Annotated in this window: 28 protein-coding genes; 11 read left to right on the top strand and 17 right to left on the bottom strand. The window is 50.2% G+C overall.

Annotated elements, in window-relative coordinates; translation table 11 throughout:
- Positions 1-5 precede the first annotated feature (5 nt).
- Positions 6-869 (bottom strand): TonB C-terminal domain-containing protein, encoded by an 864-nt coding sequence (locus tag ACO0LH_RS20680; protein ID WP_422943028.1) that lies wholly within the window; start codon positions 867-869, stop codon positions 6-8.
- 329 nt (positions 870-1,198) lie between these two features.
- On the opposite strand from ACO0LH_RS20680, the gene ACO0LH_RS20675 reads away from it, so the two are divergent.
- The 6 genes from ACO0LH_RS20675 to ACO0LH_RS20650 all read left to right on the top strand — a co-directional run bounded on the left by ACO0LH_RS20675 (position 1,199) and on the right by ACO0LH_RS20650 (position 6,652).
- Positions 1,199-1,600 carry a VOC family protein gene (locus ACO0LH_RS20675; RefSeq protein ID WP_422943027.1) on the top strand — a complete coding sequence of 134 codons (402 nt, stop codon included), beginning with the start codon at positions 1,199-1,201 and terminating at the stop codon, positions 1,598-1,600.
- Between the two features lie 91 nt (positions 1,601-1,691).
- Entirely contained in the window at positions 1,692-2,240 is a 549-nt protein-coding gene (locus ACO0LH_RS20670) for a cytochrome b (protein WP_422943026.1), read from the top strand.
- A 147-nt stretch (positions 2,241-2,387) separates the two neighbouring features.
- Positions 2,388-3,254 (top strand): hypothetical protein, encoded by an 867-nt coding sequence (locus ACO0LH_RS20665; protein WP_422943025.1) that lies wholly within the window; start codon positions 2,388-2,390, stop codon positions 3,252-3,254.
- A gap of 84 nt (positions 3,255-3,338) precedes the next feature.
- The gene (locus ACO0LH_RS20660) at positions 3,339-3,578 is read left to right on the top strand and encodes an N-acetyltransferase (protein WP_422943024.1); all 240 of its coding nucleotides are present in this window, start codon (positions 3,339-3,341) and stop codon (positions 3,576-3,578) included.
- Between the two features lie 192 nt (positions 3,579-3,770).
- Complete coding sequence (locus ACO0LH_RS20655) at positions 3,771-4,340, top strand: hypothetical protein (RefSeq protein ID WP_422943023.1); 570 nt, start codon at positions 3,771-3,773, stop codon at positions 4,338-4,340.
- A gap of 344 nt (positions 4,341-4,684) precedes the next feature.
- Positions 4,685-6,652, top strand: a complete 1,968-nt coding sequence (locus tag ACO0LH_RS20650; RefSeq protein WP_422943022.1) for a TonB-dependent receptor plug domain-containing protein — start codon at positions 4,685-4,687, stop codon at positions 6,650-6,652.
- A 107-nt stretch (positions 6,653-6,759) separates the two neighbouring features.
- Here ACO0LH_RS20650 and ACO0LH_RS20645 read toward each other — a convergent pair whose 3' ends face one another.
- From ACO0LH_RS20645 to ACO0LH_RS20615, 7 genes are read right to left on the bottom strand one after another with little or no spacing between them, the layout of a single operon-like run.
- A complete protein-coding gene (locus ACO0LH_RS20645) occupies positions 6,760-7,257 on the bottom strand; it encodes a lipocalin-like domain-containing protein (protein ID WP_422943020.1) in 498 nt (165 codons plus the stop codon).
- 33 nt (positions 7,258-7,290) lie between these two features.
- Positions 7,291-7,515 (bottom strand): hypothetical protein, encoded by a 225-nt coding sequence (locus ACO0LH_RS20640; protein WP_422943019.1) that lies wholly within the window; start codon positions 7,513-7,515, stop codon positions 7,291-7,293.
- A complete protein-coding gene (locus ACO0LH_RS20635) occupies positions 7,512-8,774 on the bottom strand; it encodes a PQQ-dependent sugar dehydrogenase (protein WP_422943018.1) in 1,263 nt (420 codons plus the stop codon). The genes ACO0LH_RS20640 and ACO0LH_RS20635 overlap by 4 nt, the downstream gene beginning before the upstream one ends.
- A gap of 6 nt (positions 8,775-8,780) precedes the next feature.
- A complete protein-coding gene (locus tag ACO0LH_RS20630) occupies positions 8,781-9,326 on the bottom strand; it encodes a manganese efflux pump MntP family protein (RefSeq protein ID WP_422943017.1) in 546 nt (181 codons plus the stop codon).
- 10 nt (positions 9,327-9,336) lie between these two features.
- A complete protein-coding gene (locus ACO0LH_RS20625; protein ID WP_422943016.1) occupies positions 9,337-11,019 on the bottom strand; it encodes a PQQ-binding-like beta-propeller repeat protein in 1,683 nt (560 codons plus the stop codon).
- Between the two features lie 24 nt (positions 11,020-11,043).
- Positions 11,044-12,078, bottom strand: coding sequence for a ferritin-like domain-containing protein (locus ACO0LH_RS20620; protein WP_422943015.1), 1,035 nt, complete (start codon positions 12,076-12,078; stop codon positions 11,044-11,046).
- A 44-nt stretch (positions 12,079-12,122) separates the two neighbouring features.
- Positions 12,123-12,572, bottom strand: coding sequence for a GAF domain-containing protein (locus tag ACO0LH_RS20615; RefSeq protein WP_422943014.1), 450 nt, complete (start codon positions 12,570-12,572; stop codon positions 12,123-12,125).
- Positions 12,573-12,925: 353 nt separating this feature from the next.
- Here ACO0LH_RS20615 and ACO0LH_RS20610 point away from each other — a divergent pair, with 353 nt between their 5' ends.
- Positions 12,926-13,612, top strand: coding sequence for a VTT domain-containing protein (locus ACO0LH_RS20610; RefSeq protein WP_422943013.1), 687 nt, complete (start codon positions 12,926-12,928; stop codon positions 13,610-13,612).
- A gap of 102 nt (positions 13,613-13,714) precedes the next feature.
- On the opposite strand, the gene ACO0LH_RS20605 is transcribed toward ACO0LH_RS20610, so the two are convergent.
- Positions 13,715-13,996 carry a hypothetical protein gene (locus tag ACO0LH_RS20605; RefSeq protein WP_422943012.1) on the bottom strand — a complete coding sequence of 94 codons (282 nt, stop codon included), beginning with the start codon at positions 13,994-13,996 and terminating at the stop codon, positions 13,715-13,717.
- Here ACO0LH_RS20605 and ACO0LH_RS20600 point away from each other — a divergent pair.
- The gene (locus tag ACO0LH_RS20600) at positions 13,988-14,791 is read left to right on the top strand and encodes a MipA/OmpV family protein (protein WP_422943011.1); all 804 of its coding nucleotides are present in this window, start codon (positions 13,988-13,990) and stop codon (positions 14,789-14,791) included. The genes ACO0LH_RS20605 and ACO0LH_RS20600 overlap by 9 nt on opposite strands.
- Positions 14,792-14,903: 112 nt before the next feature.
- Here ACO0LH_RS20600 and ACO0LH_RS20595 read toward each other — a convergent pair whose 3' ends face one another.
- The 5 genes from ACO0LH_RS20595 to ACO0LH_RS20575 form a co-directional block, all read right to left on the bottom strand.
- On the bottom strand, positions 14,904-16,046 hold the full coding sequence (locus ACO0LH_RS20595) for an acyltransferase family protein (protein ID WP_422943010.1): 1,143 nt from the start codon (positions 16,044-16,046) through the stop codon (positions 14,904-14,906).
- A gap of 125 nt (positions 16,047-16,171) precedes the next feature.
- Entirely contained in the window at positions 16,172-17,122 is a 951-nt protein-coding gene (locus tag ACO0LH_RS20590) for a DMT family transporter (RefSeq protein WP_422943009.1), read from the bottom strand.
- Positions 17,123-17,213: 91 nt separating this feature from the next.
- Complete coding sequence (locus ACO0LH_RS20585; RefSeq protein WP_422943113.1) at positions 17,214-18,038, bottom strand: AraC family ligand binding domain-containing protein; 825 nt, start codon at positions 18,036-18,038, stop codon at positions 17,214-17,216.
- Positions 18,039-18,117: 79 nt separating this feature from the next.
- Positions 18,118-18,552, bottom strand: coding sequence for a ribonuclease HI (gene rnhA, locus ACO0LH_RS20580; protein ID WP_422943008.1), 435 nt, complete (start codon positions 18,550-18,552; stop codon positions 18,118-18,120).
- Positions 18,545-19,318, bottom strand: a complete 774-nt coding sequence (locus ACO0LH_RS20575; RefSeq protein WP_422943007.1) for a class I SAM-dependent methyltransferase — start codon at positions 19,316-19,318, stop codon at positions 18,545-18,547. The genes rnhA and ACO0LH_RS20575 overlap by 8 nt, the downstream gene beginning before the upstream one ends.
- An 8-nt stretch (positions 19,319-19,326) precedes the next feature.
- On the opposite strand from ACO0LH_RS20575, the gene gloB reads away from it, so the two are divergent.
- The 3 genes from gloB to ACO0LH_RS20560 all read left to right on the top strand — a co-directional run bounded on the left by gloB (position 19,327) and on the right by ACO0LH_RS20560 (position 22,036).
- The gene (gloB, locus tag ACO0LH_RS20570; protein WP_422943006.1) at positions 19,327-20,112 is read left to right on the top strand and encodes a hydroxyacylglutathione hydrolase; all 786 of its coding nucleotides are present in this window, start codon (positions 19,327-19,329) and stop codon (positions 20,110-20,112) included.
- 35 nt (positions 20,113-20,147) lie between these two features.
- Positions 20,148-21,338: an elongation factor P maturation arginine rhamnosyltransferase EarP gene (gene earP, locus ACO0LH_RS20565; RefSeq protein ID WP_422943005.1), complete on the top strand. Its 1,191-nt coding sequence runs from the start codon at positions 20,148-20,150 to the stop codon at positions 21,336-21,338.
- A 122-nt stretch (positions 21,339-21,460) separates the two neighbouring features.
- Entirely contained in the window at positions 21,461-22,036 is a 576-nt protein-coding gene (locus ACO0LH_RS20560; RefSeq protein WP_422943004.1) for an elongation factor P, read from the top strand.
- A gap of 82 nt (positions 22,037-22,118) precedes the next feature.
- Here the strand turns inward: ACO0LH_RS20560 and ACO0LH_RS20555 are convergent, their stop codons facing one another.
- Genes ACO0LH_RS20555 through ACO0LH_RS20545 form a run of 3 tightly spaced genes read right to left on the bottom strand, consistent with a single transcriptional unit; the run spans position 22,119 to position 24,658 of the window.
- On the bottom strand, positions 22,119-22,931 hold the full coding sequence (locus tag ACO0LH_RS20555) for a MetQ/NlpA family ABC transporter substrate-binding protein (RefSeq protein ID WP_422943003.1): 813 nt from the start codon (positions 22,929-22,931) through the stop codon (positions 22,119-22,121).
- A 45-nt stretch (positions 22,932-22,976) separates the two neighbouring features.
- A complete protein-coding gene (locus tag ACO0LH_RS20550) occupies positions 22,977-23,636 on the bottom strand; it encodes a methionine ABC transporter permease (protein WP_422943002.1) in 660 nt (219 codons plus the stop codon).
- Positions 23,636-24,658 (bottom strand): methionine ABC transporter ATP-binding protein, encoded by a 1,023-nt coding sequence (locus ACO0LH_RS20545; RefSeq protein ID WP_422943001.1) that lies wholly within the window; start codon positions 24,656-24,658, stop codon positions 23,636-23,638. The genes ACO0LH_RS20550 and ACO0LH_RS20545 overlap by 1 nt, the downstream gene beginning before the upstream one ends.
- Between the last annotated feature and the right edge of the window lie 55 nt (positions 24,659-24,713).

The raw sequence follows: 24,713 nt of genomic DNA, 5'->3' as shown, positions 1-24,713 counted from the left end.
ATGTTTTATTCCTTCATCTTGTGACTTAGCAAGAAATTAGCCGGAACCTCGCCGGATTTATCGCGCGGGAACGGAGCCGATTTTCTTATACCCTCAGCGACAGCCTCATCAAAGTTGAGATTGCCGGAAGATTTGGTTTTGCGTATTGCACCACGGAGTGATCCATCTGGCAATAGGTCAATGCTGTATTCGACTGTAGGATTAGCGCTCGTGCTATCACCTTCAATGAAAACAGTGTTGGAACGCACTTTGGCACTGACTTTTGCTGCCCAGCCAGGATCACCATGGTTATTACCTGTTGATTTTGCAGCAGTTCCCGTACCGCCGCTGCCGGTGTTGGCTGCCTGGTTACTTAATCTCGCCATTTGCTCTTTGAAAAGCTTGTCATTGGCCAACTTTTCCTTGGCTTGTAATTTCTTCTTATCGGCTTCATCCAATGCCAGCTTTTCAGCCTTGCGTTTTTGCTCGGCCAATTTTTCCTGTTGTTCTTCCTTGCGTTTCTTCTCGTCGAGTTCGCGCTGGCGCTCTTCTTCTTTTTTCTTCTCGATTAATTTACGCTTTTTTTCTTGCGCAATAGCGATTTCAGGATCTTCCTGCTGCACTTCTTCTTTGACCGGCGGTGGCGGTGGTTTCGGTTTTTCTTCTACGACTGGTTCAGGCACGGGCACAGGCTTGGGGGCTGCTTCACGGTAAGTCAAGTCCCAGACTTCTGCTTCAACGGCGGTACTTTCCTGATTTTGCCAGCGTATGCCCACCCATAAAAAGCCAAGCAAAAGCATATGCACTAACGCAGCCAGTGCGATAGAACGCCATTGGCTGGATTGTCTTTTGTTAAACCCTGTGTGTGCTTGGTTTGAAACCTGATTCATAGTCTATGAGACTCACCATGTCCAACTTGGTTCCTGCCAGAACCCAGATTGATGATGGAAATGCCAATCATTAATGTTGTAACAGCTGAAATTATAAACTGCATTGCAGCATTTTCCCCTGTCTTCGTATTCTAAGGGCAAACAAAATAATGATCAAAAAAACAATGCGTGTAAAATTCGGTATGATTTTCTCTTTTTAGCTTAGCGCGAGCTGGCGCATCAAGGGGTCAAATCATGATGCCTGGCAAGAATGCGTCCGTCTATCCTTTACTGCTTAGGTGAACACAGCGCAGCTTTTCTTTTATCCGTTTCAAGACTCAAGGAAGATTATGCCAAACCATGTATCCCCCGGCGCAGTCATCTATGCAAAAGATGTACGCAAACTCAGTCTTTTTTACGAGCAAGTCACGCAACTGACGCGGACGCTCGTGGACAATACTTATACCATTCTTGAATCATCGCAATTTCAACTGGTGATTCACGCTATCCCTGCGCATATCGCAGACAGCTTCGAGATACGGATACCGCCAGATCGCCGGAAAGATACCGCCATCAAGCTGATGTTGACTGTCGCCAGTATTCACAATGCAAGGGAAAGCGCAGCTACCCTGGGCGGACAGGTCGATGCAACCGATCATGAATGGCAATTTCAGAACTGCCTCATCTGCGATGGCCATGACCCAGAGGGCAATGTATTCCAGCTCAGGGAATTTCTTGCAGAAACAGTCTAATGCCTGTGAAAGCAGTATCAAGCACGCAGCTTTGAAACTTTCAGGCGCGGTCATTGTCCATCTGTTATTGGCCAGATGAAGGAAAGCCGCAATGGATCAAGTAGAAAAACTCAGCACAGTCACGATCTCATTACACTGGATCATTGCTGTCATCATCATGGGTTTATGCGCGACTGGCCTTTACATGAGTCGGGCAGAAGCCTGGAATCTCTATCCCATCCACAAATCGATAGGCGTAGCGGTCTTTTTTATTGCCTTGTTGCGTGTGATATGGCGCATGACCAGTGGCTGGCCAAAGGCCGTTGCCGATTACTCAGCGTTTGAACGTCTGGCTGCAAAAATCATCAAGTGGGTTTTGATGATTGCCTCCATCGCCTTGCCAGTGACAGGCATGCTGTTTTCAGGCGCTGGCGGTCACGGGTTTGGCGTGTTTGGCCTGGTGATCGTCCCGGCCCAGCATATGCCTGGCAACCCGGCCGAAGTCATGGCCTACAGCGAATTTTGGGCAAACCTGGGTGAAATTTTGCACCATGCCAGCGCCTACGTGTTGATCGCAACCATCCTCGCCCATATGGCGGGCGCGCTGAAACACCATTTTGTCGATCGCGATACGACATTAAAGCGCATGCTGGGCAAGTGAATGGTCATGCTCGCTTGCTATAGCGCACACTATAAGCGCCCGGCGTTATTGGCAAATTAATGGTACATTTTGCTCACCTATGGCAACAATTTCCCTAGCCTCCACCCTGCTTTATATACCCCCATGCGAAATCTCAGGCAATGTTGGATGAACCTAAGCTGGTTTGATTTTTTAAAAATTCAGGTAGTTTTTTTCTTCACCAGCGCCGTGCTGTCCCTGATCATTAAATCACCTGAAACCAGATTACTGAATAAATTTACGCTGCCCGCCATGCTGATCATGCTGGTGTTCAAGGATTTATCTGAGGCAACCGCCGCATTGCAGCGTTTAAAAAAAGCCCGGCAGCAAGGTGGTGGATGGGTAGCATGCATTCCCACACTGCTCCCATCAGAAATCACCGCATTTTTTCGCCTGGACCGCGCCATGTGGCGGGGGTTTTATGCCTGGCTGTCACAAAAGAAAACAACGCGCCATCCTGAAGGCGAAGCTTTCGGCTTTCTGAATAAAGGTTCATACAGCACGGTATTTGCCATTATCCTGCTGGCCTTATGCACTGAAATCCCGTTCTCTGCCTTGATGATCGCCTTGATAGAGGCCGACCCAGCAAAGCGGCATCTGGTTCATATTATTTTGTTTGCATTAACGGCCTATTCCCTGATCTGGTTGCTTGGAGACCGCTATCTGGTCAATCATAGTCACCACATCTTGAGCGAGACGGATTTATATCTTAAAGTGGGAGCACGAAGTACAGGGAAAATACCTCGCTCGGCCATCGTAAGCTGTGAGTATTTCACGCATGACGATGCACAGCGCCCACGCGAGAAGTTACGCTACCCCGCCAACTCCATCGTTGTCACGCCGTTTGACAGACCGAATCTGGTCATCAGTTTGCATGCAGATGCGATATTGGAAATATCTCATTTTCAATTGAACAGAACTGGATTGACAAAAATATTTCTATTTGTTGACCAGCCCGCACGTTTGAAACTGGCGCTGGACCGCGACCCTGCTTGAACCTCATCATTAATGCGCTAAATTCAAACAAATATGATCATTGTCCGACCAGTTCAAAAAAGCGAAATCAGCACTCTTTTAAGCATGTTGATTGAACTGGGTCACAGCGATGGCGTGAAAGAAATCCACATGGGAAAAGCTATCATGCAGCATCTGGCAAAAATAGCAGTTGAACATACCTGTTCCAGAATCGAGTGGCTAACAGTCAAAGATAAAAACCTGAGCAAACGCTTTTACGACGCCATCGGTGCGACAGAAGCTTCACATATGACAATACGGCGCTTGCAGGGCCCAGTTCTGACAAGGCTGGCGTCACCGGAATGATATTGCACAAGAACTTCTATGCGAGACAACAAAGATCCCTGCCTTGGGTTTTGAGTGCCTGGCAAGAACATACTTAGGTATATAACTTTAACTACCGGGCTTTGCCTGTGTTATCTTGAAACCTCCCATTTATTTGGTGTCCCTGGCTTCCCTGCAGAAGCTCTCTTGCAGCAATCATTTCAAAAAATATTTATGAGCGCACTCGTTATTAAAGAATGGAAAGTCGGCAACAAGGCAATTGACGACAAGAATAATTTCATCAGCGTCACTGGACGCAAAAGTGGCCTGATCGCCTGGCTTTTATCTTTGCTAGGTGTCGATCCAACGACAAAAATCATGGTGGGTCTTGATCGCGTGGAATTTACCAGTAACTCGCTGGCTGGCACAGAATCGCGCATGATTCCTCTGCAAAGTATATGTTCCAGCTACTACGGTTATCACAAGCCCTGGAAAGAGGCGAGTACATTTTTTGTTATCGGCCTTGGATTTTCATCCTTACTCTCACAAGCATTGGGGGCCACTGGCTCCCTGGTAATTTTACTGGTAGGCATAGCGATAGCACTTGCTTATTATTTCCTGAACCGTGAACTGACTTTGGGTTTCGTTGAAAACAGTGGCGTTATCAATGGCATACGTTTCAAACGTTCAGTCATCGAAAATATTGATGTCAACGAAGAACAAGCCAAGGCTGCCTGTGTCATCATACAAAAATTGATAGAAGCGAAAGAAAAACGCACCTTGACCACTGCGAGCGCAAGTTAAAAAACTGTCTTCCCCGTAGCCACTGACAATTCTGCCTGACAGTTTGCAGTGGCTGCGACTCCTAATCTAATTTCAAAAAACGCTGGTCTTATCGTCGCACCGCCTCATCACCAGCAATACCTGGTGAGTACAGCCAGCCTCATCCCCTCCATTCAAGCAACACAGCAATACTAAATCCATACCGTTGTTTTTTTGTTATTTTCTCATTGACAATAAGAATACTATTAAGTATTTTGCTGTTAAATTAAAAATATCTTTTTCCCAAGATTTTTATCAATTTCCATTCGGTGAAAATCTTCAGGTTAAGCCAGCAACCAGCTTGCATAGCGGAATGACGTGCTCACATGATTGCTACAAAAAAACTGCAAAGGCAGCAACTGATGAAATGCTTTCATACTGATCAAGGTTCACTTGCTACTGATATCAACAAACGTTCCATCAAGATACATTGCAATACTGCGCTGCTGCTCTTCTCGGTCTGTGCGGTATGTACGATCACTGCGACGGCACAGGAAAACGACGCCAAAGTTTACATCAGCGCCACCGCCCTGCCAGTAACGGCCGCCGCAGCAACCCAGGATGTGACCATGATCGGCCGCGAAGAACTGGCTGCCATGGGCGATATCAGCGTCAGCGAAGTGCTGGCCAGACAGACTGGCATCGTGGTGGACCGCAGTCCGCGCAGCGGCGGTTTTGGTTCTTTGTTTTTGCGCGGCGCGGACCCCAGTCATGTTGTGATCCTGGTTGATTACATACGGCAGAACGACCCGCTGTCTTCACGCGGCAGTGCCGTGGATTTAAATACGCTGACAACAGCTGATATAGAACGCATAGAAATCGTCCGTGGCAATGCCAGCGTCGTGCACGCAGAAGCGATAGCCGGACTGATTCATATTTTCACACGCCGTACCCCCAATCAGGGTAGCATCAGCCTGGGTGCTGGCGGCAATCATCTGCGCAGTGCGCAAGCCAGCTACGCCGGTAATAATTTTAGCGGCAGCATCAGCGACCGTGAAGAAGGCGACAGTACCCTGGGGTTCAACCGCACACGCAGCGTGAACGGGGCATGGCAACAAAGCCTGGAACGCAATGGCTATGTATCACTGACAGCCAGGCACAATGACAGCCTTAACCTGGCCTTCCCGGATGACAGCGGTGGTGAACTGTATGCTGTACGCCGCAACCTTGAAAGCAGGCGCGCCGACAGTACGCAGGCATCAGGGCGACTGGCAATCAACACTGAACAGATGGGCCGCGTTGAAATGCAGTTAAGTACCCTGAAACGCAATGGTGAAGAAAACACGCCTGGCGTGGCAAGTGGCAAACGTGATCCGGCGGGCTTGCCTGCGATACGTACACTGACAGATTATCAGCGCCATGAATTACAGGGTTTATGGCTGCTGTCAGTCAGCCAGGAGATGCAGGTAACGCTGGGCCTGCAACATCAGCGCGAACAAGGCAGCATGGATAGTCTGATCAATTTCGGCAGGTTTTCATTACCCGCCAAATTTGAACTGCAAAGAAATACCAGCAGCGTGTTTGGCGAAGCGAATTACCAGTGGGGTCTGTGGACTGCACAAGCAGGCTTGCGTTATGAAATAGTTGAGCATGGAGATACCTTTACCAATCCGGCTTTTTCGCTGAAACGGCGTATTGCAGATACCCAGGCACACTGGGGGTTTTCATTTTCCCAGGGTAGCAAACAACCCAGCTTCTATGCACTTGGTCACCCGCTGGTGGGTAATCCCGATTTGCGTAGTGAACGCACCACGCAGCGTGAAATCTATTATGCCAGCGATGAGCGCAGCAGTTGGCCCACTCGCATCAGCATTTTCAGCGCCAGTTATCCTGACCTGATTGACTTCGATGCCGGCCCACCGCCACGCTTGCTTAACCGCGCCAAAATTGAAGCGCAGGGTGTTGAGTGGCGCACCCGTCACAACTTTGGCAATGACTGGCGTTTGCAGCTGGAAGGCACGATGATGCGGGTGCGCGATCAGGATGGCATCGCCAGTTTGCGCTTCCGCCCTGAAAACCAGTTAGGTGCGCAACTGTCCATCCCGCTCGGTGAGCGCAGGGATTTATCCATCCATAGCAGCTACCTCAGTCGCCGCCTTGATTCATCCATACCGACAGGTGACCGCTGGCTTGATGCCAGGCACACAGTAGATGTTTCCCTGCGCATGCCTGCGGGGAATAAGGCATGGCTAAATTTTGCAATCGACAATGTCTTCAATAACCGGGCTGAAGAATCGATGGGCACACCTATGGCAGCACGCAGGTTGCGCGCTGCCATCAACTGGACACTGTAAGAATCTGTCGACGATCTGTAGCGAGCGTGCATCAGCGGGTTGAGGAGCGGCGCATGAGTCCCGATCTTGCTCGCGCTGAAGATCGTCAACAGCTTTTAAGGCGCAACCTAGCTCAAGCGTTTGAGCCGCCGCAAATACTGGCCTGGTGTACCGACATTCAGATAGTCAGGGCCGTCAAACACGAAACTGCGCTTCTGCACCGTGGCAGTGTAGGCACGCATCACATCAGCAAACACATTCATGACGATAGTGCCACCCAGATGCGGATGCTTGTCATCCATCTCTACGGTATAGGTGCCAAAATAGGCATAGGGGCTGGCAGTGGCAAAGCTGTCGATCAGCAATGACTGTGGCACTTCCCAGGGCTTTTGCGGTGTCAGCCAGCTTGCTTGCGGCTGGCCACTGAACGGGTCAGTGGGAATGGCCAAGGGTGGATTTTTTGAAATCATCAGACTGAAATGACCACTTTTATCATAGACCCAATAACCTGCCGAGGGATTACCCCAGGGGTAGGTTTTCTTGGTCGGGTCATTGGGGTCATCACCGATATCCCAGGCTTCCACCATTTCCCAGCTACCGATCAGTGTATGTGCATTGAGGCTCATATTTTCTCTCTTTCCAGAATTGACGTGCGCTGCTTATTTGGGAAAACCCTGATTTATCCAGGCCTGGAACATCGCCACCTGCTGCTTGGTCAGGGGTGGATAAGGTGGTGGTGGCATACCGCCCTGAATCTGGGCCAGTACCATATCTGCATTCTGTTTCACATCGTCGTATTTGGTCAGGTCCAGCCGCCACATCATTGAGGCACGAAACTGGTTAAACAACGGCGCTATATCTTTTTCAAACGAAACCGTGCTCATGATGTCAGCTCCATAAAATCAACAGGTATTTTCCAGATGCCACCACTGCCAGCGCGGGCGATGATGTCCTTCTGGACGGTAAATTCAAAGTCGCCAAAATCCACCACATAGAGGTAAGCGCCATCGACAGAAAAACCAGCATCTATCGGCCTGTGCCAGGGCAATTGTGGCAAAGAATGTGTACGCCAGTCATCGACGCTTACCCTGACCAGATTGCGGCCTACCCATGGGCCGGGCGGGCCGGTCATTGGCCGCTCATCGCCAAACTGCGCCACAATCAGATCACCGGCGTGCTTTAATCCAGGTGGGATTTGCGCCAGTTTGACTGCGCAGGCATTCACATCAAATGCCAGCAAGGGCAATTGTGGCGGTGGCAGCTCAGCATGATTCGCCAGTACAAAGGCTTGCGCCTGTCCTTGTGGACTGCGATAAACGGGTGCATCAATCGGCAAGCCACCAAAATAATCTGGCCAGCCATACCATGCGCCCGGCTTTACTTCATAGAGAAAATCAGGGCAATTCCAGACCGGGCGAACGCCGCGCACATCTGTACCCTGTTCAGTGGCCAGCAACCTGCCGTCAGGCAAAAACAGCAAGCCATACGCATTGCGCATACCCCAGGCAACCAGCTCCAGCCCGCTGCCATCGAGATTGCAACGCATGATGCTGGCGGTAGCCGGGGTTTGCCCTGGCAAACGTGTCCCGGCAGCATGGGCATTACCAAACCTGGCAAATGCCCCGGTAGACACAGGCTTTCCTTCAGGATCAGTGACAGTCGCGACATGACCGGTCAGGGTAATGGCGTAACCCGGGATATCTGGTGCATGCTTGATTTCGCGCAGCCAGGCCAGGTCATTTGAATCGGTACCAATGATGCCGCTGTTGGTCATGGATCCCTGGCCAAAATACATCTTGTTGTCCGGCCCGATTGCCACCATGTTGGTGTGGTAATTACCAAAACCGGGCAAGTCATCAAGCAGCGTGGTATGCCGTCCGCTTGCCAGGTCCAGATGACTGATGCGACCGGGGAAGCCACCTTCTGAAATGATCAGCCCATTCTCGTGCCAGACCAGGCCATTGACAGGCTGGCGCAGGCCATTGAGCAATTCAAGTACACTGCCGTCATCATTGACACGCAGTACCCGGCCACCTTTTGGCGCACCATCAAAAGGCAGGCCTGATTCGGCCACGTAGACTGTGCCATCCGCAGCAACTGCCAGGCTGGTAGGAAAATGAAGATTTTTGACAAATGCCTGCATGGTGCCTCAACCTACGTCGGCATACATCATGCGCACAGCCAGAAAGCATAGATAAATACCCGCGAGCATCTCTATTCTTTTTGGTAAAAATTGTCGCATCCAATGCGCAAAATACAAACCGCAGCACGACATGCCAGCACTGATCACTCCAATGAGCAGTGCCGATGTCATGACCGGTAAGCCAGAAAAACTGATGCCCGCACCAGCAATCACATTATCAAGACTGAGCGCCACTGGCAAACCCAGCAGCAGGACCTTGTGATTGACAAATTTAGGCAGGTTTTCTGCATCATGGCGATAGGCCAGCATCAGTACGACAAGGCCACACACCAGCATGATGACCGGTGCCACACCTGGTGCGACCGGGCCGATGAATTCGATCAGCACATGGCCAAACATCCAGCCCAGCAATGCACCGCCAATCTCGCAAATGGCAAAGCCAATTGCCAGCAAGTGCAGGCGGCTTTTTTGCATAGGCAAGAGACCAAGCGAAGACCCCACTTGCAAGTTATCCAGACCGGCGGCGACACCAAATAAAATGACGGCGAGCATAATGATTCCTTTAGTCTTTTAATCCATAGATGCGTAACACGCCACCCTGTTTGCCAAATACCAGCGCACCGACCACCATATAATTCCCGGCCACCGCAGGGCCCAGGCAATAGCCATAACCGCCGTTCATCCCGCCGGTTTGCTCGCCCAGCTGGTCTTGCCACAGCATTTTGCCGCTATAGGCATCAAAGGCATATACCGCTACTTTGGAAGTAGAGAAAAACACCAGGTCATTTACCACCACCGGTGAACTGAGACCAGACTCACCCGGCGTGCGGTACATAGGCGGTTGCGCTTCAATATACAAACGTGGGTCACTCTGGTCCATGGCCCAGGCGTCTGCCAGTGTTTCCCAGTCCAGCGCACGCATGAAAGGTGTGGTGGTGTAATCAATACCTGCTTCAACGTTGTGATAATTATTGCCGCCTACCCCCATGAACAGTCGCCCAAGCTTGCTGTGCACGGCAGCGGTACTGTAGGTGCCGGAATAATTTTCCTGGTCTTCGTCATCCGATGCCTGGTTTGGTACATACGGGTCTATGCGCTGGTCGTTGGGTGATACGTGCGCATCGACCGTGGGGATTTGAGTGCCGTCATTGTAATGAGGTAGTAACTGACGCCAGTTCAATAATTCCAGTGTGGCCGCGTCAAGCCTGAAAAAACCACCATTCTTGCAGCCCGCCGTGACGATGCGGCGGCCATTGATGGTCATCAGGGTTGGTGACCCGCCAAAATCCACGTCGACATCGGTTGCCCGATAACTGCTCTCTGCCGGTGGCTGGAAAAAGCCGCGAAATGTCCCGGTGGCAGCATCAAGTGACAAGATACCGTTGGAAAAACCTTTGCTCGGCAAGGCACTGTCAGGCACAGGGTTGCCAGTGGCGCAGTAAAGGCGGTCAAGCTTTTGATCATAAGCAATCGATGACCAGACCGAAGCCCCACGTATTGCCGGGTTGTTCGGACCTATTGAATACATGGCAGGCAAGGTGTCAGGATCAACCGATTCTGGCGGCAATACATTGGGAAGGTTTGGCACGCCTTCTTCATATTGACAAGTACAGTATATCCATTGCACCTGCCCGGTCTGGGCATCGATTGCATAGACAAATCCAAAGCAGCCGGGGTTTTCACCTTCGCCCATCCCGACAAATACCAGTCCGTTGTTGCCATCTTCGGCAGCGATGACGGGTGACGACCAGCCAGCCGCAGGCACGCCTGCCGAGACATCTCCGAGATTGGATGCGGGTTGATTGTATTTCAGGTCAGCATGGCGCAAATCCACCACCCAGTTCAGACTGAGGTCAGTTGCACTGAGGCAGTAAAATTTACCGTTGAAAGCGCTGAAATAAACTTTGTCCTGCCAGATGGCCGGCGTACAACCCATGCCCATGAAGCCGTGGGTATCACCTTCTTTCGGATCTATCGGCCATTCATAATGGGCCACCGTCTTGCCGCTTTCCAGTTCTATCTTCATGAACTTGCCGCCATTCGCACCAGGCAATTCATGGTTGTTTGCCAGACCGACATAGAGAAACCCATCCACGATGGCTGGCACGGACAAGACCGGGCCAGGAATGGGAATGTCATGCAGGAGTGTAAAGCGATCCAGCGTATCGCGATTGATATGGCTGCCTTTTACCTCACCGCTGTGATCGGTATCGCCATGAAACATCCACCAGTTAGTTTGCGTCATTGATGCTCTCCAGGTATCCAGAACTCAGGCAGGAATATAATCAAAGGTCGGACCAGCGGTCTGGCCAGGCACGACTTCCAGCGCCATCATCAGTTGCGCCTGTTGCCGCAATCCCTGCATGGACAACAATGCCAGTGCCAACTGGTCAGGATGGCCATTAAAGACCTTGTGCAATTTGCGCAGCATGTCCGAATAGGCGCGGTTGAAAGTCAGGTTCAAATCTGCCAGGCGCGGGTTTGCCATATAACTTTTTGAATTGGGATTACTGATGACGGGGTAGATGCCACAGGCATCAAATTCTATGCGGTGACCTTCAAATACCCAGGGCGGGACAGGCACATGCGGCGCCGGGTTGGCGATCAGTTTCCTGCCGTAATAGACTTCGGCGTATTTATAGTAATGCGCCAATTCATGCTCAGGGTCCAGCGGGCTGATATGGCTCCCCTCGCCTTGCTCGATAATCATATCGATTGCAGCTAGGGCACTGGCTTCATCGGTCACACCCTTGTCTTGCAATTCCGGAAAACCCGTGACCAGCTGTTTTTCATGGGCACCCGTGAAGATATTACCCATTCTGGAGAGTGCACTGATTTCGATCTTGATATGGTCATAAAACTGCCCTATCGTAATACCGTCTGGTGGCGGGTCTACACCATCCACGGTTTGTTCAGGTTCTTCAATCACCATGAACACATCCAGCACCAGCTGCTTGGAGAGGGCTGCAAGGGGAACAATCAGGCTGTCTTCTACAGTACCAGGCAGATGACCAGGATAATCAGGAATAAAATGCGGACTGTCTATTTTGGGGTGGCCGCCTATCGCATTGAGCACATTGCAATCAAGCGACATATGCAGCATTTCCTGCTTGACGACTGATTTGATGAGATGGGCAATTTCCAGATTTTGCTCTGTCTTGATTGAATACAAGGCATACAGATAGGGCGGTATGGTGGAATGCTCAAGCTCGATGGCGACTTGCAATTTATGCTTGAGCGCTTTGAGCCTGAATTCAAAACTGTGATCACCAAGCTCCAACAGTTCAGGTTTGAGACGTATCATGCGCGCTCCTTACGAATATAGTCATGCAGAAATGCGGGTAATTGCTACAGGTGCCCGGAAAATTCACTGACCCTGGCATTGATTTGCTGCTGTTGTTCGCCAGTGAGTTCTCCAGCGGTGTTCCACGCGATACCAATCACTGCTTGCACCTCACCCTGCGTATCAAGCAAGGGCACGGCAATGGCCGCCTGCGCATTGACCGCCTTGGCACCAGGGCGCACATCGCCTGAAGCATCATTTTGCAAATCACAGGTTTGCACCGCTTGCTTGCGCATCTGCGCCAGACCGGCCATGCCTTTACCGTCAGGTATGCAAGCCACGATCTTCAATACCGGTTCGGGGATATGCACCGCTGCGGTGAGGTGTAGAAACTGCTCACGGGGAATATGAACCGTGCCAGCAACACCACCCAGGCTGGTAATTGCCTGCTCCAGCCATTGCTGATGGCTGCTGTTTTGCTGATACATCCTGCCCCCTGATTGAATGGCTTTCATGATCTTATTAACATCATCCTTCATGCTTGCAAAATACGCAAGTAATTAGCTCGTTTGCAAGAAAAAAATCATCGACATCTATCTTCAAGATATAAAATTTTTGCCACCGGTTTGCCCCACCTTCCCTATGAAATCTCATCTTGGTTGTGGATTGCATCAAATTTTTTCATGATGAACATAGCTGGCAATATGTGGTTTTTTTGTACACAATCAATTTAGCCGAGTTGCAATTTTAATTGGCAATGTTATGTTATTGATAGTTATTAAATTTTAAATTCTTATTGGCAATATAAATTTCAATAATTTCAATCGGAAATCTTTTCGCCAGTCCATTGCAGAAAGCGCCTGAATCCATGAAGACCCAAGCGGCTCATCCCTTGTATTCCTGGCGTGCCTGGTCGCGTCTTGGCACGCTCAGCCTGCTGGTCTTGCTGGCCATACTGATTCCGTTTGGTTTGTGGGGCGACGCACTGGACAAGTTAACGCCGCAGATGCTGGCAAATACCAATGGCAAAATCTGGATCGCCCTGCTTGGTATAGCCTTGTTGATCGCAGATGTGCTGTTGCCCATTCCCAGCAGTCTGGTAGGAATGGCGGTGTGCTGGTCCCTCGGGCCGTTCTGGGGTGGCATCAGCCTGGCGACCGGCCTGGCGTTGGCATTTGCCTTTGGTTATTTGCTGGGCCGGATGATGCCTGAAGCACGGCTAAGGCAATGGGTAGGAGCGGCACTGTGGGACAGCGTACGCAACAATGCGCAACAACAAGCCTTGTGGTGGATAGTGATCGCCCGCCCCTTGCCTGTGCTGGCAGAAATGAGTGCCATCCTCGCGGGTGTCTGGCGTGTGAGGCCGCTTCCCGCCTTTTCCATGGCCCTGCTTTCTTCGATAATTGTTGCGGCGCTGTACGCAGGTAGCGTGTGGCTGGGTGGTGAAGAACCCGGAATAGGCACCATCATTCTCTGCACCATGCTGGTTCCGACGTTTGCGTGGGTAACGCATCGCCTGCTGCTAAGAAAAACCTTGTGGAACAAACGTCTCTGAATCAGCTACACCATATTTTTTAAAGCTTCAAAGAAAATCTGGCTGCTTGCGGCACATCAGATTTGCGGCTTGTTCGCCGGGCATGCGGATCAACTGCAAAACTTAGCGTTTCTTGTCTAAAAGCACTTCCATCACTTCCTTTTCACACCCTCCCCTATCTCCATCGCGCCTTGCGATTTTGCGGTCTGATCTGCATAAACTGGCATAAGTACCGAAATTCAATACCAGGCGTGCAAGCAGACTGAGCCTGCCATATTCCATTGGCTTTGATGATTTTTCTTTGCGAAACTTCGCTCCAAGCTCTCCCATACGAGGGTGTTGAGCGGCCTGAGTGCCATCAAGAAATTTTAGTTTCCCACCGATTAAAGGAACACCATGAAACATATTTTCAAATTGACCGCCATCGCATTTTCGACCTTCATGGCTCTGCCATTTGCAGCCCATGCCGAAGACAAGCCGGCAGAACAGGCCGAAGCGGAAGCCGTGATTGGCGTAGGTGCGTTTTATGCGCCTGAATATCCGGGTGCCAAGAAAAATCGTTTCGGTCCGGCGGTTTTTGCTGACTATCAAAACAAGAACGGTTTCTTTGTCAGCACGACACGCGGCCTGGGTTTTGCGAAAAAAGTAGATGACTTCACGCTGAGTGCAGCAATTGGCTATCGCCCTGGCCGTGACGATGCACGTGATTCAAAAAATTTATTCAGCTCTTCCGATGACCTCAAAGGCATGGGCGATGTTTCTGCCTCTGCGACCACCAATCTGCATGCAGCAACCACCATCGGTGGCCTGATCAACGCTAGCGTCGACGCCAACCTTGCGCTGTCGCGTCGTGAAAATGGCAATGTCTATCATTTCGGTTTGTCAGCCCCCATCCTGCAAACACCTGGCGATAAAGTGGAAGTGTCTGGCAATGTCAGTTATAGCGATGCCAAATACAACCAGACCTATTTCGGTGTCACGTCAACCCAGAGCGCAAATTCGGGCTATAAAGCCTATAACCCCAAGGCTGGTTTCTCACAGGCTGCGGCCAGTGTAGCGTGGACTCATGTCATTGATAAACACTGGTCTGTTCGCACTGCTGCGGGTGTCTCACAAATGCTGGGTGATGCTGCCGACAGCCCATTGACGAAAAAGAAAACCAGCCCTATCGTCATAAGCACCGTCAACTATACTTTCTGATTTTCATTTGCTTTTACATGATGCGATTTTTCTGAGCGAGAAAGGAGGTAACGGGCACAGGTTCACGCGAACGCGAACCCGTGCCCGTTCTCTTTATTGGACGGCTTGTAAATCAGGAAACAACTTTCTGGCTCTCTCTTTTGAATTTATTACGCAGATAGAAATTTGCTGGTTCAGCAACATAGCGCGACACCAGGCCAGCAAGCGCCGCACTCAGCAACAGGAATAAAAACAGACAAGGTAAACGCATTTCATATGACAACTCTTTCTTGCTGACGACATTACGCATCAATGCCAGCATGATGATATGAAACAAATACAGTTCATAACTATGCCTGCCCATCCAGCCCAGCCAGGCCATTCCCTTGCGATTTGCCCAAACCTGTTGCATAGCCTGTGTCGTCGCCATCAGGAAGGCCGCACTGCATAAGGAAATCAGCGTAAAACCTTCTACCTCATGCCCACCTATACCCTGCAAATAAACGGCTATCAATGCAAGCATGGAAAGCCAGCGCACACCTATGGCCATCGTTTTATCCAACGTCACTTTTTGCGTCAGCAATGCAGTCAGGCAGCCGATGGCAATGGCGTCAAAGCAGGCGAAATAGGCATACATATAATCAATTTCATTTTTCAGATGCTGGCTGCGATAAAGTGGCGCATAAGCAATCAGGCCAAGACAAAGCAGAATAAACAGACTCTGCTTGCGCAAGCTGATGCACAGCACAGGCAGGCCAAGATAAAACATTTCCTCTACCGACAGTGACCAGTAAATATTGAGGCAATAATTAAAATAACCTGCCGATTGCATGAGCACGTTATGCCAGAATGTCAGTACTGAACCAGCAGCGATAAAGAAATAAGATGCCGGTAACTGATTGCCATTATCCGCATTATCAAAATACGGTACGCCCAGAACACCCAGCGTGACGATGATCAGCAACGCCAATAACAGTGGTGGCATGATGCGGGCAATCCGCAACAGGTAGAATTCGCGCCAGTTGATTTGCGCCAGACTGCCCCAGCGCTTGATGGAGTTGGCGGTAATCAGGTAACCAGAAATGGTGAAAAAGATAGTGACACCATAATTGCCGTTCAAGACGATAGCACGCAATAAATCTGGCCCGAGCAGACTACCGAGGGGGCTATCTTTCAAGCCAAGTCCAAGTGAGAAATGCAAAAGCAGGACCAGCAAAATTGCCAGTCCACGTAAAAAATCAATCCCGGCATTTCTGCTGCTTATGTTTTCCGGCATGGAGAAGCATCCTTAAAATTTGATAAATACAAAAGAAGAGAGTTGATTCCCAAATCAAACTATTCGTTCCTTTGGATACCATATTTTCCGGGATTAATTACCGGCAGCATAGATGAAGCAAACTTCTAGTGACCAGTTTGAGGTTTGGCACGCAAGGCAGTGACAACACCAACAATCAATAAAAATATACCCAGCAGCACCATGGGCTCTGGCATGCGTTTGCTCAAAATGAAGGCGTAGGCCAGCGCAGCCAGCGTCTCAAATACAATGAGTTGCCCTGCCAGGTTGGTAGGCAGACGCTGGCTGGCCTGGTTCCAGCACATCGTGCCCAGCCAGGAGGCAAACAAACCGATGATGAGCATCAGGGTGATGAAGTATTGTGGCCGGGGGCCAAATGGCATGGAAAAATCCTGCCCGCTCACACTCATGTATGTCCACAGCCCCAGATAACCAAGCATGGCCAGCGGCAAAGTCGCAACCCCCTGGGCACTGGCCCAGACCCTGGGATTGCGGTCAGGGTGATGACGCAGCCAGTCAGCATTTCTCAAGGGGTACCAGGTCCAGCAGGCAACGGCAACCAGGGCAAACAGGCCACCGATGATATAGGTATGAATATCTTCGTCAGAGGCTGCCTGCAATGCGGTTATTTCTACGCTATTGACGCAGGCAACACCGGCAAAAATAATCAATAATGAGGGCAGCATGCGTGGCCAGGCAATGCTGCCGTCACGGTGCGCATTGCGGAAATTGGCAGTAATCGCGATGACGACAGGCAAGGTCCCTATCAACATGGTGGGCAATGGCGCACCTGATCGTTGTATGGCACTGGCCAGGCACAGGTAGTACAGGATATTGCCAACCGCTGCCAGCTTTAGCGCCTCTATCCAGTCTGACTTATTCAGCAAACGCAATTGACGCCTGTCCATCCAGGCTATCGGCAAGGTGATCAGGCCAAATGCCAGATAGCGGCCAAAAGATTGCAGCGCTGCCGGGTATTCAGGCAAGAGCAAGGGACCGATAAATACCAGTCCCCACATCAAACCTGCTGCCATCGCATATAAAACACCGATACCCATGCTGTCTATCCCCTGAAAAGAATCAGCTTAAAACAGGATAGAAAAGCAGTCTTGTACCAGATTGCGCTTGTGATCAGTTTTGAAGTGAAAACTATGCACGCATTTGCTGCTGGTAGCGTGCCGGTGTCACGCCATAGCGACGCACGAAAGACTTGTTCAAATGCGACTGGTCTGTCAGGCCGGTCGCAGCTGCCACCTGTGCCGGCGGCAAGCCCTTGCCCAGCAGGCATTTGGCTTCATACAGCCGCAAGGCCATCAGCATTTGCTGCGGTGTCGCATGATATTGCGCCTTGAAACTGCGCAAGAAATGAAAGGGACTTAAACCCGCAACCAGCGCCAGTTGCTCAAGGCTGATACGCTCTGCCATGCTGGTGCGCATATAATCAAGCACGACAGCAAAGCGCTGTTTAGCCAAAGACGCTGGTGCTTGCGGCGCACTGGCAAAGCGTTTGAATTCAAACAGGATATCAAACAGGAGGCTGTCAAAACTCAGCTTGTCCGTGGCTTGCCAGATTTGCTCCAGCATGACACCCAGCCGGCGCGCGCTGATGGCATCATGCGCGACCGCATCCTTGAACCACCAGCCTTGCTCGCCCGTGACTTCGGCCACCACTTCAGGGTTGATATACATCATACGATAGCGCCAGCCTGTATCCGTCTCCGCCCTGCCGGTATGCAGTTCGTCCGGGTTCATGAGAACGACGGAATCTTGCGGTGCCAGATGGTCACTGCCCAGGTAACGAAAACGCTCAACGCCACTGGCAATAGCACCCAGCCCAAAAGCTTCATGCGTATGCGGTTCAAATGCATGGGCAACAATATGGGCACGATATAACTCTACACCGGGGCGATGCTGCGCCCTTTTAAATTCGGCACGGTCAGAAATATGCTCAAAGCTGTCAGGCACACCAGGCATGGACAGTGCGCCCTGGTCGCCCTGTTGTATGCTGGTGTGGATGCCTGCTATGCACATGAATATTTTTCCCTACAGATATTTACAAGATGGATTCAACACCACGGTTAGCCAGTTGATCAGCCCTTTCATTACCGGGGTGCCCGGTGTGGCCACGCACCCAGCGCCAGTCTATTTCATGGATATTTCGCGCTTCATCCAGTTGCTGCCACAAATCCACATTCTTGACAGGTGCCTTGGATGCCGTCTTCCAACCCTTGGCTTTCCAGCCAGTAATCCATTCGGTGATACCTTTCAGCACATACTGGCTATCGGTATGCAAGGTAATCTGGCAAGGCCGTTTCAAGGCACCCAGTGCCTGTATGACAGCCATTAGTTCCATACGGTTATTGGTGGTTTCTTTTTCACCGCCAAACAGTTCTTTTTCTTTATTGCCGGCAATCAGCAACGCACCCCAACCGCCGACGCCGGGATTACCCTTGCAAGCACCATCTGTGTAAATTTCTATTTTATCCATGTTCTTTTTTTGATTTGTTTGCTACTGGCAAGGCATGTGCGTGGGAAACCCGCTTCTGTTTCCAGGCAGGTCCAATCAGATGCATGCCTTTTACGCGTTTTACTGCCTGCAACATATAAACTGCGCCCAGGTAAGGCCACCAGCGCTGGCCGGCTTTTTCCATGAAACCGTACCGTTGCAGCCATTTTTCTGTTTTAAAAGGTGGGGCATAACAGCCAAAATCGCTGCTGCCCACTTCCATATCCAATAATTTCAGCCAGTCTTTCAGGCGAGGATGACCGATGAACTCTCCATTCCTGGGCAAGAAATAATTCTTGCTCAAGCGCCCCATCGCCTGCCTTGCCCCCCACAGACTCGTGCGGTTGAAGCCGCTGATGATAACGCGCCCTTCGGGTATCAACACCCGCTCAACCTCACGCAAGATCTGGTGTGGCTCGCTGGCAAATTCCAGCACGTGCGGCAGCACGATGAGATCTATGCTATGTGTATCAAATGGCAATTCGGCAAAATCATGTACGACTACGATGGGTCGGTTCTGTTGACGCAATGATTCATCCGGCACGCTCGAATTGGTCAGCCAGCGTTGCGGCATGCGGCTGGCAGCAAGTGCATCTATCTGCGGCAAACCTATTTGCAAGGCATTGAAGCCGAAAATATCGACTGTCAATTTGTCAAGCAAAGCCTGCTCCCACTCACAGATATAACGGCCTGCCGGCTGCTGCAACCATTCACCTAGGTCTATAATGTTTTTTTCCAAAGCTTCCATGTGGGTCTATGAAGAATTCTCTGAGTATATTGACTGTACCGGCTTTTGACGACAATTATCTATGGATAATCCACGACGGTGTGCATGCAGCCGTGGTTGATCCGGGTGATGCCCAGCCAATTTTGCAGGCACTGGCGCAGCATGGTCTAACATTGTCCGCTATTTTACTCACTCATCACCACGCCGATCATATTGGTGGCGTGCCGGCCTTGCTGGCACATGCACCTGTACCTGTATTTGGGCCGACCAGGGACAAGATTGCCGTCGTCACGCAAAAATTGCAGCAAGGTGATGAACTGCAAGTACCTGGCATCAAGCTGGATTTGCGCGTCATCGATGTACCGGGACATACCCTGGGTCATATTGCCTATTTTGCACCCGAACAGCGATGGCTGTTTTGTGGCGACACCCTGTTTGCAGGTGGGTGTGGTCGCCTGTTCGAAGGTACGCCAGCGCAAATGCTGCACTCGCTGGACCAACTGGCTGCCTTGCCTGAAGATACTGCTGTGTATTGCGCGCATGAATATACGATGTCGAATCTGCGTTTTGCCAAAGAGGTCGAGCCTGGCAACCAGCAATTAACGGCACGCATAGTGCAAGAACAGGCAAAACGCGACCAGGGTATACCCACTGTACCAAGCAGCATAGCGCTCGAAAAACAGACCAACCCATTTTTGCGCAGCCGCGAAGCCAGCGTGATCAGCCGCTTGCAAGAACGTGGCAAGATCCAGCCAGAAGCAGACGCCAGCAGCCGTTTTGGCGCTTTGCGTGAATGGAAAAATCATTTCGCCTGAAATGATGAAGCAGACCATATAGATTGAAGCAAGAAATGCATGTAAAAGAACAACCGACAAGACATAAGCCAGGATCACTGGCCTTGTTTTGCAAAGTCGTTGATAACTATGGTGATATCGGGATTTGCTGGCGACTGGCCAGGCAACTGCAACATGAGCACGGCATCCGTGTCAGTTTGTGGGTCGATGATTTAATCAGTTTTCAACGCATCTGCCCCGAAGTGGACATCAACAGTGAAAGCCAGTTGATTGCCGGTGTCAGCGTACGGCACTGGCATGACCAACAGGCTGAATTCAATGTCAGTGACATTGCCGATATCGTCATTGAATTCTTCGCCTGTGACATACCGCCAGCCTACATCAAGGCAATGGCAAAATGTACACCAAGCCCGGTCTGGCTGAACCTTGAAGGGCTGACTGCCGAACAATGGGTGGAAGGCTGCCACACCCTGCCCTCGCCACATCCATCATTGCCTTTGACCAAGTATTTTTTCTTTCCTGGTTTTACGAATAAAACTGGTGGCCTGCTGGTGGAATCTGCATTAGAACAACAAAGGCAGGCATTCCAGGATGATGTAATCGCTAGACAGGCTTTTCTGGCCAAACTGGGCTTAAGTCTGGCAGAAATAGATGCGCTGAAAATTTCACTGTTTTGTTATCCGCAAGCACCAGTCAATGCAATGTTCGATGTCTGGCAACATGGCAGCACAGCAATCTGCTGCCTGGCACCAGAAGGTGTTGCTGCTGATGCCGTAAAAAGCTTCCTGGGGCAAGACGCCATCGCTGGCACCAGTGCAACACGCGGCGCCCTGACGGTTCGTGTACTGCCATTTATTCCCCAGCCTGACTATGATCGCCTGCTGTGGGCCTGCGATATGAATTTTGTACGTGGCGAAGATTCTTTCGTCCGTGCGCAATGGGCAGGCAAACCCTTTATCTGGCATATCTATCCACAGGATGAAAACCTGCACCACAAGAAACTGAAAGCTTTTTTGCAATGCCATACAGCCAATACGCCAGACTTGCATGCGCTTTCCCTGGCGTGGAACGGTGTTACAGGACATGGTGACGATTACGCTGCCATGTGGAACACTTTGCATGCAGATTTCGACAGGATTACCGGGATGAGCAACGACTGGCGGCAGCAAATGCTGGAAAACGGCGATCTGGCGTCCAACCTTGTAAAGTTCGTCAACACAGTTTCTAGCGGTGAGACGAAAAAATAAGGTACAATATGCGGTTAATTTTTACCGTATTCTAAAATTCAATCAACCGTGGGCTTGCAGGGCTTTTTTGTCAACAGGCAACAGATGATTTTTATGCAATCTACTTTTTACGTATATTCACTATGAAACCTACAAAAGAAATTCGTGTTGGCAACATTATTATGATTGATGGCAAGCCTATGATCGTTTTGCGCTCTGACGTCAACGGTTCCAGCCGCACGGGCTTCACCTACAAGTGGAAGATGAAAAATCTTTTGACTAACAGCCCGCAAGAAAACGTCTTCCGTGGCGACGACAAGTTTGAAGTTGTTGTACTCGACAAAAAACCGGTTACTTATTCTTATTTCGCTGATCCTTTGTTTGTATTCATGGATGCTGACTACGAACAGTATGAAATTGAAGAAGAAAACCTGGGCGATGCCCTCCATTACCTGAAAGACGGTATGGAATGCGAAGCAGTTTTCTATGATGGCAAAGCGATCTCCGTTGAATTGCCAACGACCATCGTTCGTCAGGTTGTGTACTCTGAGCCAGCGGTCAAGGGCAATACTTCAGGCAACGTCCTGAAAGAAGCCAAGATCGAAAATGCGATCGAAGCACATAGCCATATCGTTCAGGTACCACTGTTCGTGAGCCAGGACGACAAGATTGAAATTGATACCCGTACCAACGAGTACAAACGCGTTATCCGTAACTAAAAACGCGGGCGATATATAAAAACGCTGCATATAGAAATATATGCAGCGTTTTTTTTATCTGTATTGCTGGAATGCGGCCAGATCAGAATGCAGGAACAACAGCCCCCTTATATTTGTCTTCAATAAATTTTTTCACTTCAGGTGAATTCAGTGCAATCACCAGCTTTTTGAATGCCGGGCTGTTCTTGTTATCTTCACGTGCCACCAGCAAATTGGCATAGGGTGAATTGGCATCTTCAATGAACAGGGAATCTTTTACCGGATTCAGTTTCGCTTCTATCGCGTAGTTGGTATTGATCAGTGCCAGATCGACCTGGTTCAGCACGCGTGGCAAGGTAGCAGCTTCCAGCTCCTTGAATTTCAGTTTTTTAGGATTTTCAATAATATCTTTTTGCGTGGCAGAGATATTTTTTGGGTCTTTCAATTTCAGCAAACCCTGTTTTGCCAGCAGCAATAAAGCACGGCCTGAATTGGATGGGTCATTCGGAATGGCGACTGTCGCCCCATCTGGCAAATCGGCCAGTTTCTTGTATTTGCTGGAGTAAGCAGCAAATGGCTCTACATGCACCTTGGCGATAGGCACTTCAATATCGTTCTTGTGACTTTTCTTGAATTCATTCAGGTAAGGCTGGTGCAAGAAGAAGTTACCGTCGAGGTGTTTTTCGTTAACCTGTACTGCCGGTTGTATGTAATCGGTAAATACCTTGATTTTCAAATCAACACCTTCTTTTGCCAGTTGCGGTTTGATGAATTCCAGGATTTCTGCATGTGGCACCGGGCTGGCTGCAATATTCAGGGTTTCCACAGCTTGCGCAGCACCGCTGGCAAGTATGCTGGCTGCACTGACTGACGCAAGCACGAGTTGATTGAATTGACGTTTGAAATTGACTAGCATGATGAGACCTTTATGAAAAATAAAAACAAAAACAAATATTAAAAATTACTTGCGTGTAAAACGTAAAACCAGCTTGTCGCCGAAAAACTGTATGAGCTGTACCAGCACAATCAGGATGGCTACCGTCACTACCATCACATCTGTCTGGAAGCGCTGGTAACCATAGCGCAGCGCCAGATCACCGAGACCTCCACCACCAATGACGCCCGACATGGCCGCATAAGATACCAGCGCGATGGTCGTTACCGTTCCTGCTGCCAGCAGGCCAGGCAAAGCCTCGGGCAACAAGGCGTGGATGATGATTTGATGGGTCTTCGCGCCCATGGCTTGGCAGGCTTCAATGACGCCACGGTCCACTTCACGCAAGACGTTTTCCACCAGCCGCGCAAAGAAAGGTGTCGTGCCTATCACCAAAGGCGGGATCGTGCCTGGCACGCCCAGTGAAGTGCCCACCATGAACAGCGTGAAAGGAATCAATACGATCAGTAAAATGATGAAAGGCACAGAGCGCAAAACATTCACTACCAGCGACAACACCGCATAGACCTTTGACTGTTCCAGCAATTGTTTTTTTGCAGTCAAGAACAGCAGCACACCCAATGGCAAACCCAGAATGATGGTGAAGAGCAGCGAGCAGCCAGTCATGGTCAGGGTATCGATCGTGGCTTCTGCAATGTCGCTCCAGTTGATTTGAGAAAAATCCATCAATGCAAATCCTCCAGAACATCAATCCTGACCTGTGCCTCATGCAATAAAGCCTGCACCGCCAGCACCTCATCAGGCGTACCGCTCAACTCCACAATCATTTGCCCGTAAGGCGTATTTTTGATACTGGCAATGACACCTTGCAAGATCGTGATTTCTGCCTTTGTTTTCACCGCGATACGACTCAGTATGGGTTCATGCGTAGTGCTGCCTACATAGGTCAGGCGCAGCAGGCGACTGCCGCCCTTGCGCCTGATTTGCGCAAGCATGCTCAAATCAAGTGACTGGTTCTCTGCCACCAGCTTTTGTGTGACCACATGCTGCGGATGCAGGAAGACATCGACCACCTCGCCCGTTTCCACAATCTCACCGGCATCGATGACGGCCACCTGATCGCAAATCGTGCGTATGACCTGCATTTCATGCGTGATCAATACGATGGTCAGCCCCAGCTTTTGGTTGATGTCGAGCAGCAGACGCAAAATCGCCTGCGTGGTTTCCGGGTCGAGTGCCGAAGTTGCCTCGTCGCATAACAGCAGATGCGGATAATTCGCCAGCGCACGTGCGATACCCACCCTTTGTTTTTGACCGCCAGACAGCTGCGCCGGATAGTGATGGCGCTGGGCATCCAGACCTACCAGTTGCAGCAATTCATCCACGCGCTGGCTGATTTGTTCAGGCGTATAGGCACCGGATAATTTGAGCGGGAATGCAATATTGGCCGCAACCGTTTTTGCATTGAGCAAATTAAAGTGCTGGAAAACCATGCCTACGCGCTGGCGCAGGCCATGCAACTGCCTGTGATCGTAGGTAGTGATGTCTTCACCTTCGATGAACAGTTTGCCGCTGGAAGGCCGCTCAAGCAGGTTCAATGCACGCAACAGGGTACTTTTACCTGCGCCAGAACGTCCTATGATGCCGAAAATCTGCCCTTTTCCAATAGTCAAATTGATGTTGTTTAGCGCCGTAATTGAACGACCATGAACGCTATAGTTTTTGCTTAATTGTTCAATACTTATCACTGAATTTCTGACCAGATAAAATAACCATAGTCAGGACTGTAGCGAAAGGAAAAAT

Source organism: Undibacterium sp. TJN19, assembly GCF_049339485.1.
GTDB lineage: Bacteria > Pseudomonadota > Gammaproteobacteria > Burkholderiales > Burkholderiaceae_D > Undibacterium.
The sequence above is the reverse complement of the archived record's forward strand: the minus strand, read 5'-3'. Positions and strand labels throughout refer to the sequence as shown.

Bases quoted from the DNA above. Each gene is read 5' to 3' on its own strand.
- ACO0LH_RS20680 (WP_422943028.1), bottom strand. From the start codon at position 869: ATGAATCAGGTTTCAAACCAAGCACACACAGGGTTTAACAAAAGACAA.
- ACO0LH_RS20675 (WP_422943027.1), top strand. From the start codon at position 1,199: ATGCCAAACCATGTATCCCCCGGCGCAGTCATCTATGCAAAAGATGTA.
- ACO0LH_RS20670 (WP_422943026.1), top strand. From the start codon at position 1,692: ATGGATCAAGTAGAAAAACTCAGCACAGTCACGATCTCATTACACTGG.
- ACO0LH_RS20665 (WP_422943025.1), top strand. From the start codon at position 2,388: ATGAACCTAAGCTGGTTTGATTTTTTAAAAATTCAGGTAGTTTTTTTC.
- ACO0LH_RS20660 (WP_422943024.1), top strand. From the start codon at position 3,339: ATGTTGATTGAACTGGGTCACAGCGATGGCGTGAAAGAAATCCACATG.
- ACO0LH_RS20655 (WP_422943023.1), top strand. From the start codon at position 3,771: ATGAGCGCACTCGTTATTAAAGAATGGAAAGTCGGCAACAAGGCAATT.
- ACO0LH_RS20650 (WP_422943022.1), top strand. From the start codon at position 4,685: ATGATTGCTACAAAAAAACTGCAAAGGCAGCAACTGATGAAATGCTTT.
- ACO0LH_RS20645 (WP_422943020.1), bottom strand. From the start codon at position 7,257: ATGAGCCTCAATGCACATACACTGATCGGTAGCTGGGAAATGGTGGAA.
- ACO0LH_RS20640 (WP_422943019.1), bottom strand. From the start codon at position 7,515: ATGAGCACGGTTTCGTTTGAAAAAGATATAGCGCCGTTGTTTAACCAG.
- ACO0LH_RS20635 (WP_422943018.1), bottom strand. From the start codon at position 8,774: ATGCAGGCATTTGTCAAAAATCTTCATTTTCCTACCAGCCTGGCAGTT.
- ACO0LH_RS20630 (WP_422943017.1), bottom strand. From the start codon at position 9,326: ATGCTCGCCGTCATTTTATTTGGTGTCGCCGCCGGTCTGGATAACTTG.
- ACO0LH_RS20625 (WP_422943016.1), bottom strand. From the start codon at position 11,019: ATGACGCAAACTAACTGGTGGATGTTTCATGGCGATACCGATCACAGC.
- ACO0LH_RS20620 (WP_422943015.1), bottom strand. From the start codon at position 12,078: ATGATACGTCTCAAACCTGAACTGTTGGAGCTTGGTGATCACAGTTTT.
- ACO0LH_RS20615 (WP_422943014.1), bottom strand. From the start codon at position 12,572: ATGAAAGCCATTCAATCAGGGGGCAGGATGTATCAGCAAAACAGCAGC.
- ACO0LH_RS20610 (WP_422943013.1), top strand. From the start codon at position 12,926: ATGAAGACCCAAGCGGCTCATCCCTTGTATTCCTGGCGTGCCTGGTCG.
- ACO0LH_RS20600 (WP_422943011.1), top strand. From the start codon at position 13,988: ATGAAACATATTTTCAAATTGACCGCCATCGCATTTTCGACCTTCATG.
- ACO0LH_RS20605 (WP_422943012.1), bottom strand. From the start codon at position 13,996: ATGTTTCATGGTGTTCCTTTAATCGGTGGGAAACTAAAATTTCTTGAT.
- ACO0LH_RS20595 (WP_422943010.1), bottom strand. From the start codon at position 16,046: ATGCCGGAAAACATAAGCAGCAGAAATGCCGGGATTGATTTTTTACGT.
- ACO0LH_RS20590 (WP_422943009.1), bottom strand. From the start codon at position 17,122: ATGGGTATCGGTGTTTTATATGCGATGGCAGCAGGTTTGATGTGGGGA.
- ACO0LH_RS20585 (WP_422943113.1), bottom strand. From the start codon at position 18,038: ATGCCTGGTGTGCCTGACAGCTTTGAGCATATTTCTGACCGTGCCGAA.
- rnhA (WP_422943008.1), bottom strand. From the start codon at position 18,552: ATGGATAAAATAGAAATTTACACAGATGGTGCTTGCAAGGGTAATCCC.
- ACO0LH_RS20575 (WP_422943007.1), bottom strand. From the start codon at position 19,318: ATGGAAGCTTTGGAAAAAAACATTATAGACCTAGGTGAATGGTTGCAG.
- gloB (WP_422943006.1), top strand. From the start codon at position 19,327: ATGAAGAATTCTCTGAGTATATTGACTGTACCGGCTTTTGACGACAAT.
- earP (WP_422943005.1), top strand. From the start codon at position 20,148: ATGCATGTAAAAGAACAACCGACAAGACATAAGCCAGGATCACTGGCC.
- ACO0LH_RS20560 (WP_422943004.1), top strand. From the start codon at position 21,461: ATGAAACCTACAAAAGAAATTCGTGTTGGCAACATTATTATGATTGAT.
- ACO0LH_RS20555 (WP_422943003.1), bottom strand. From the start codon at position 22,931: ATGCTAGTCAATTTCAAACGTCAATTCAATCAACTCGTGCTTGCGTCA.
- ACO0LH_RS20550 (WP_422943002.1), bottom strand. From the start codon at position 23,636: ATGGATTTTTCTCAAATCAACTGGAGCGACATTGCAGAAGCCACGATC.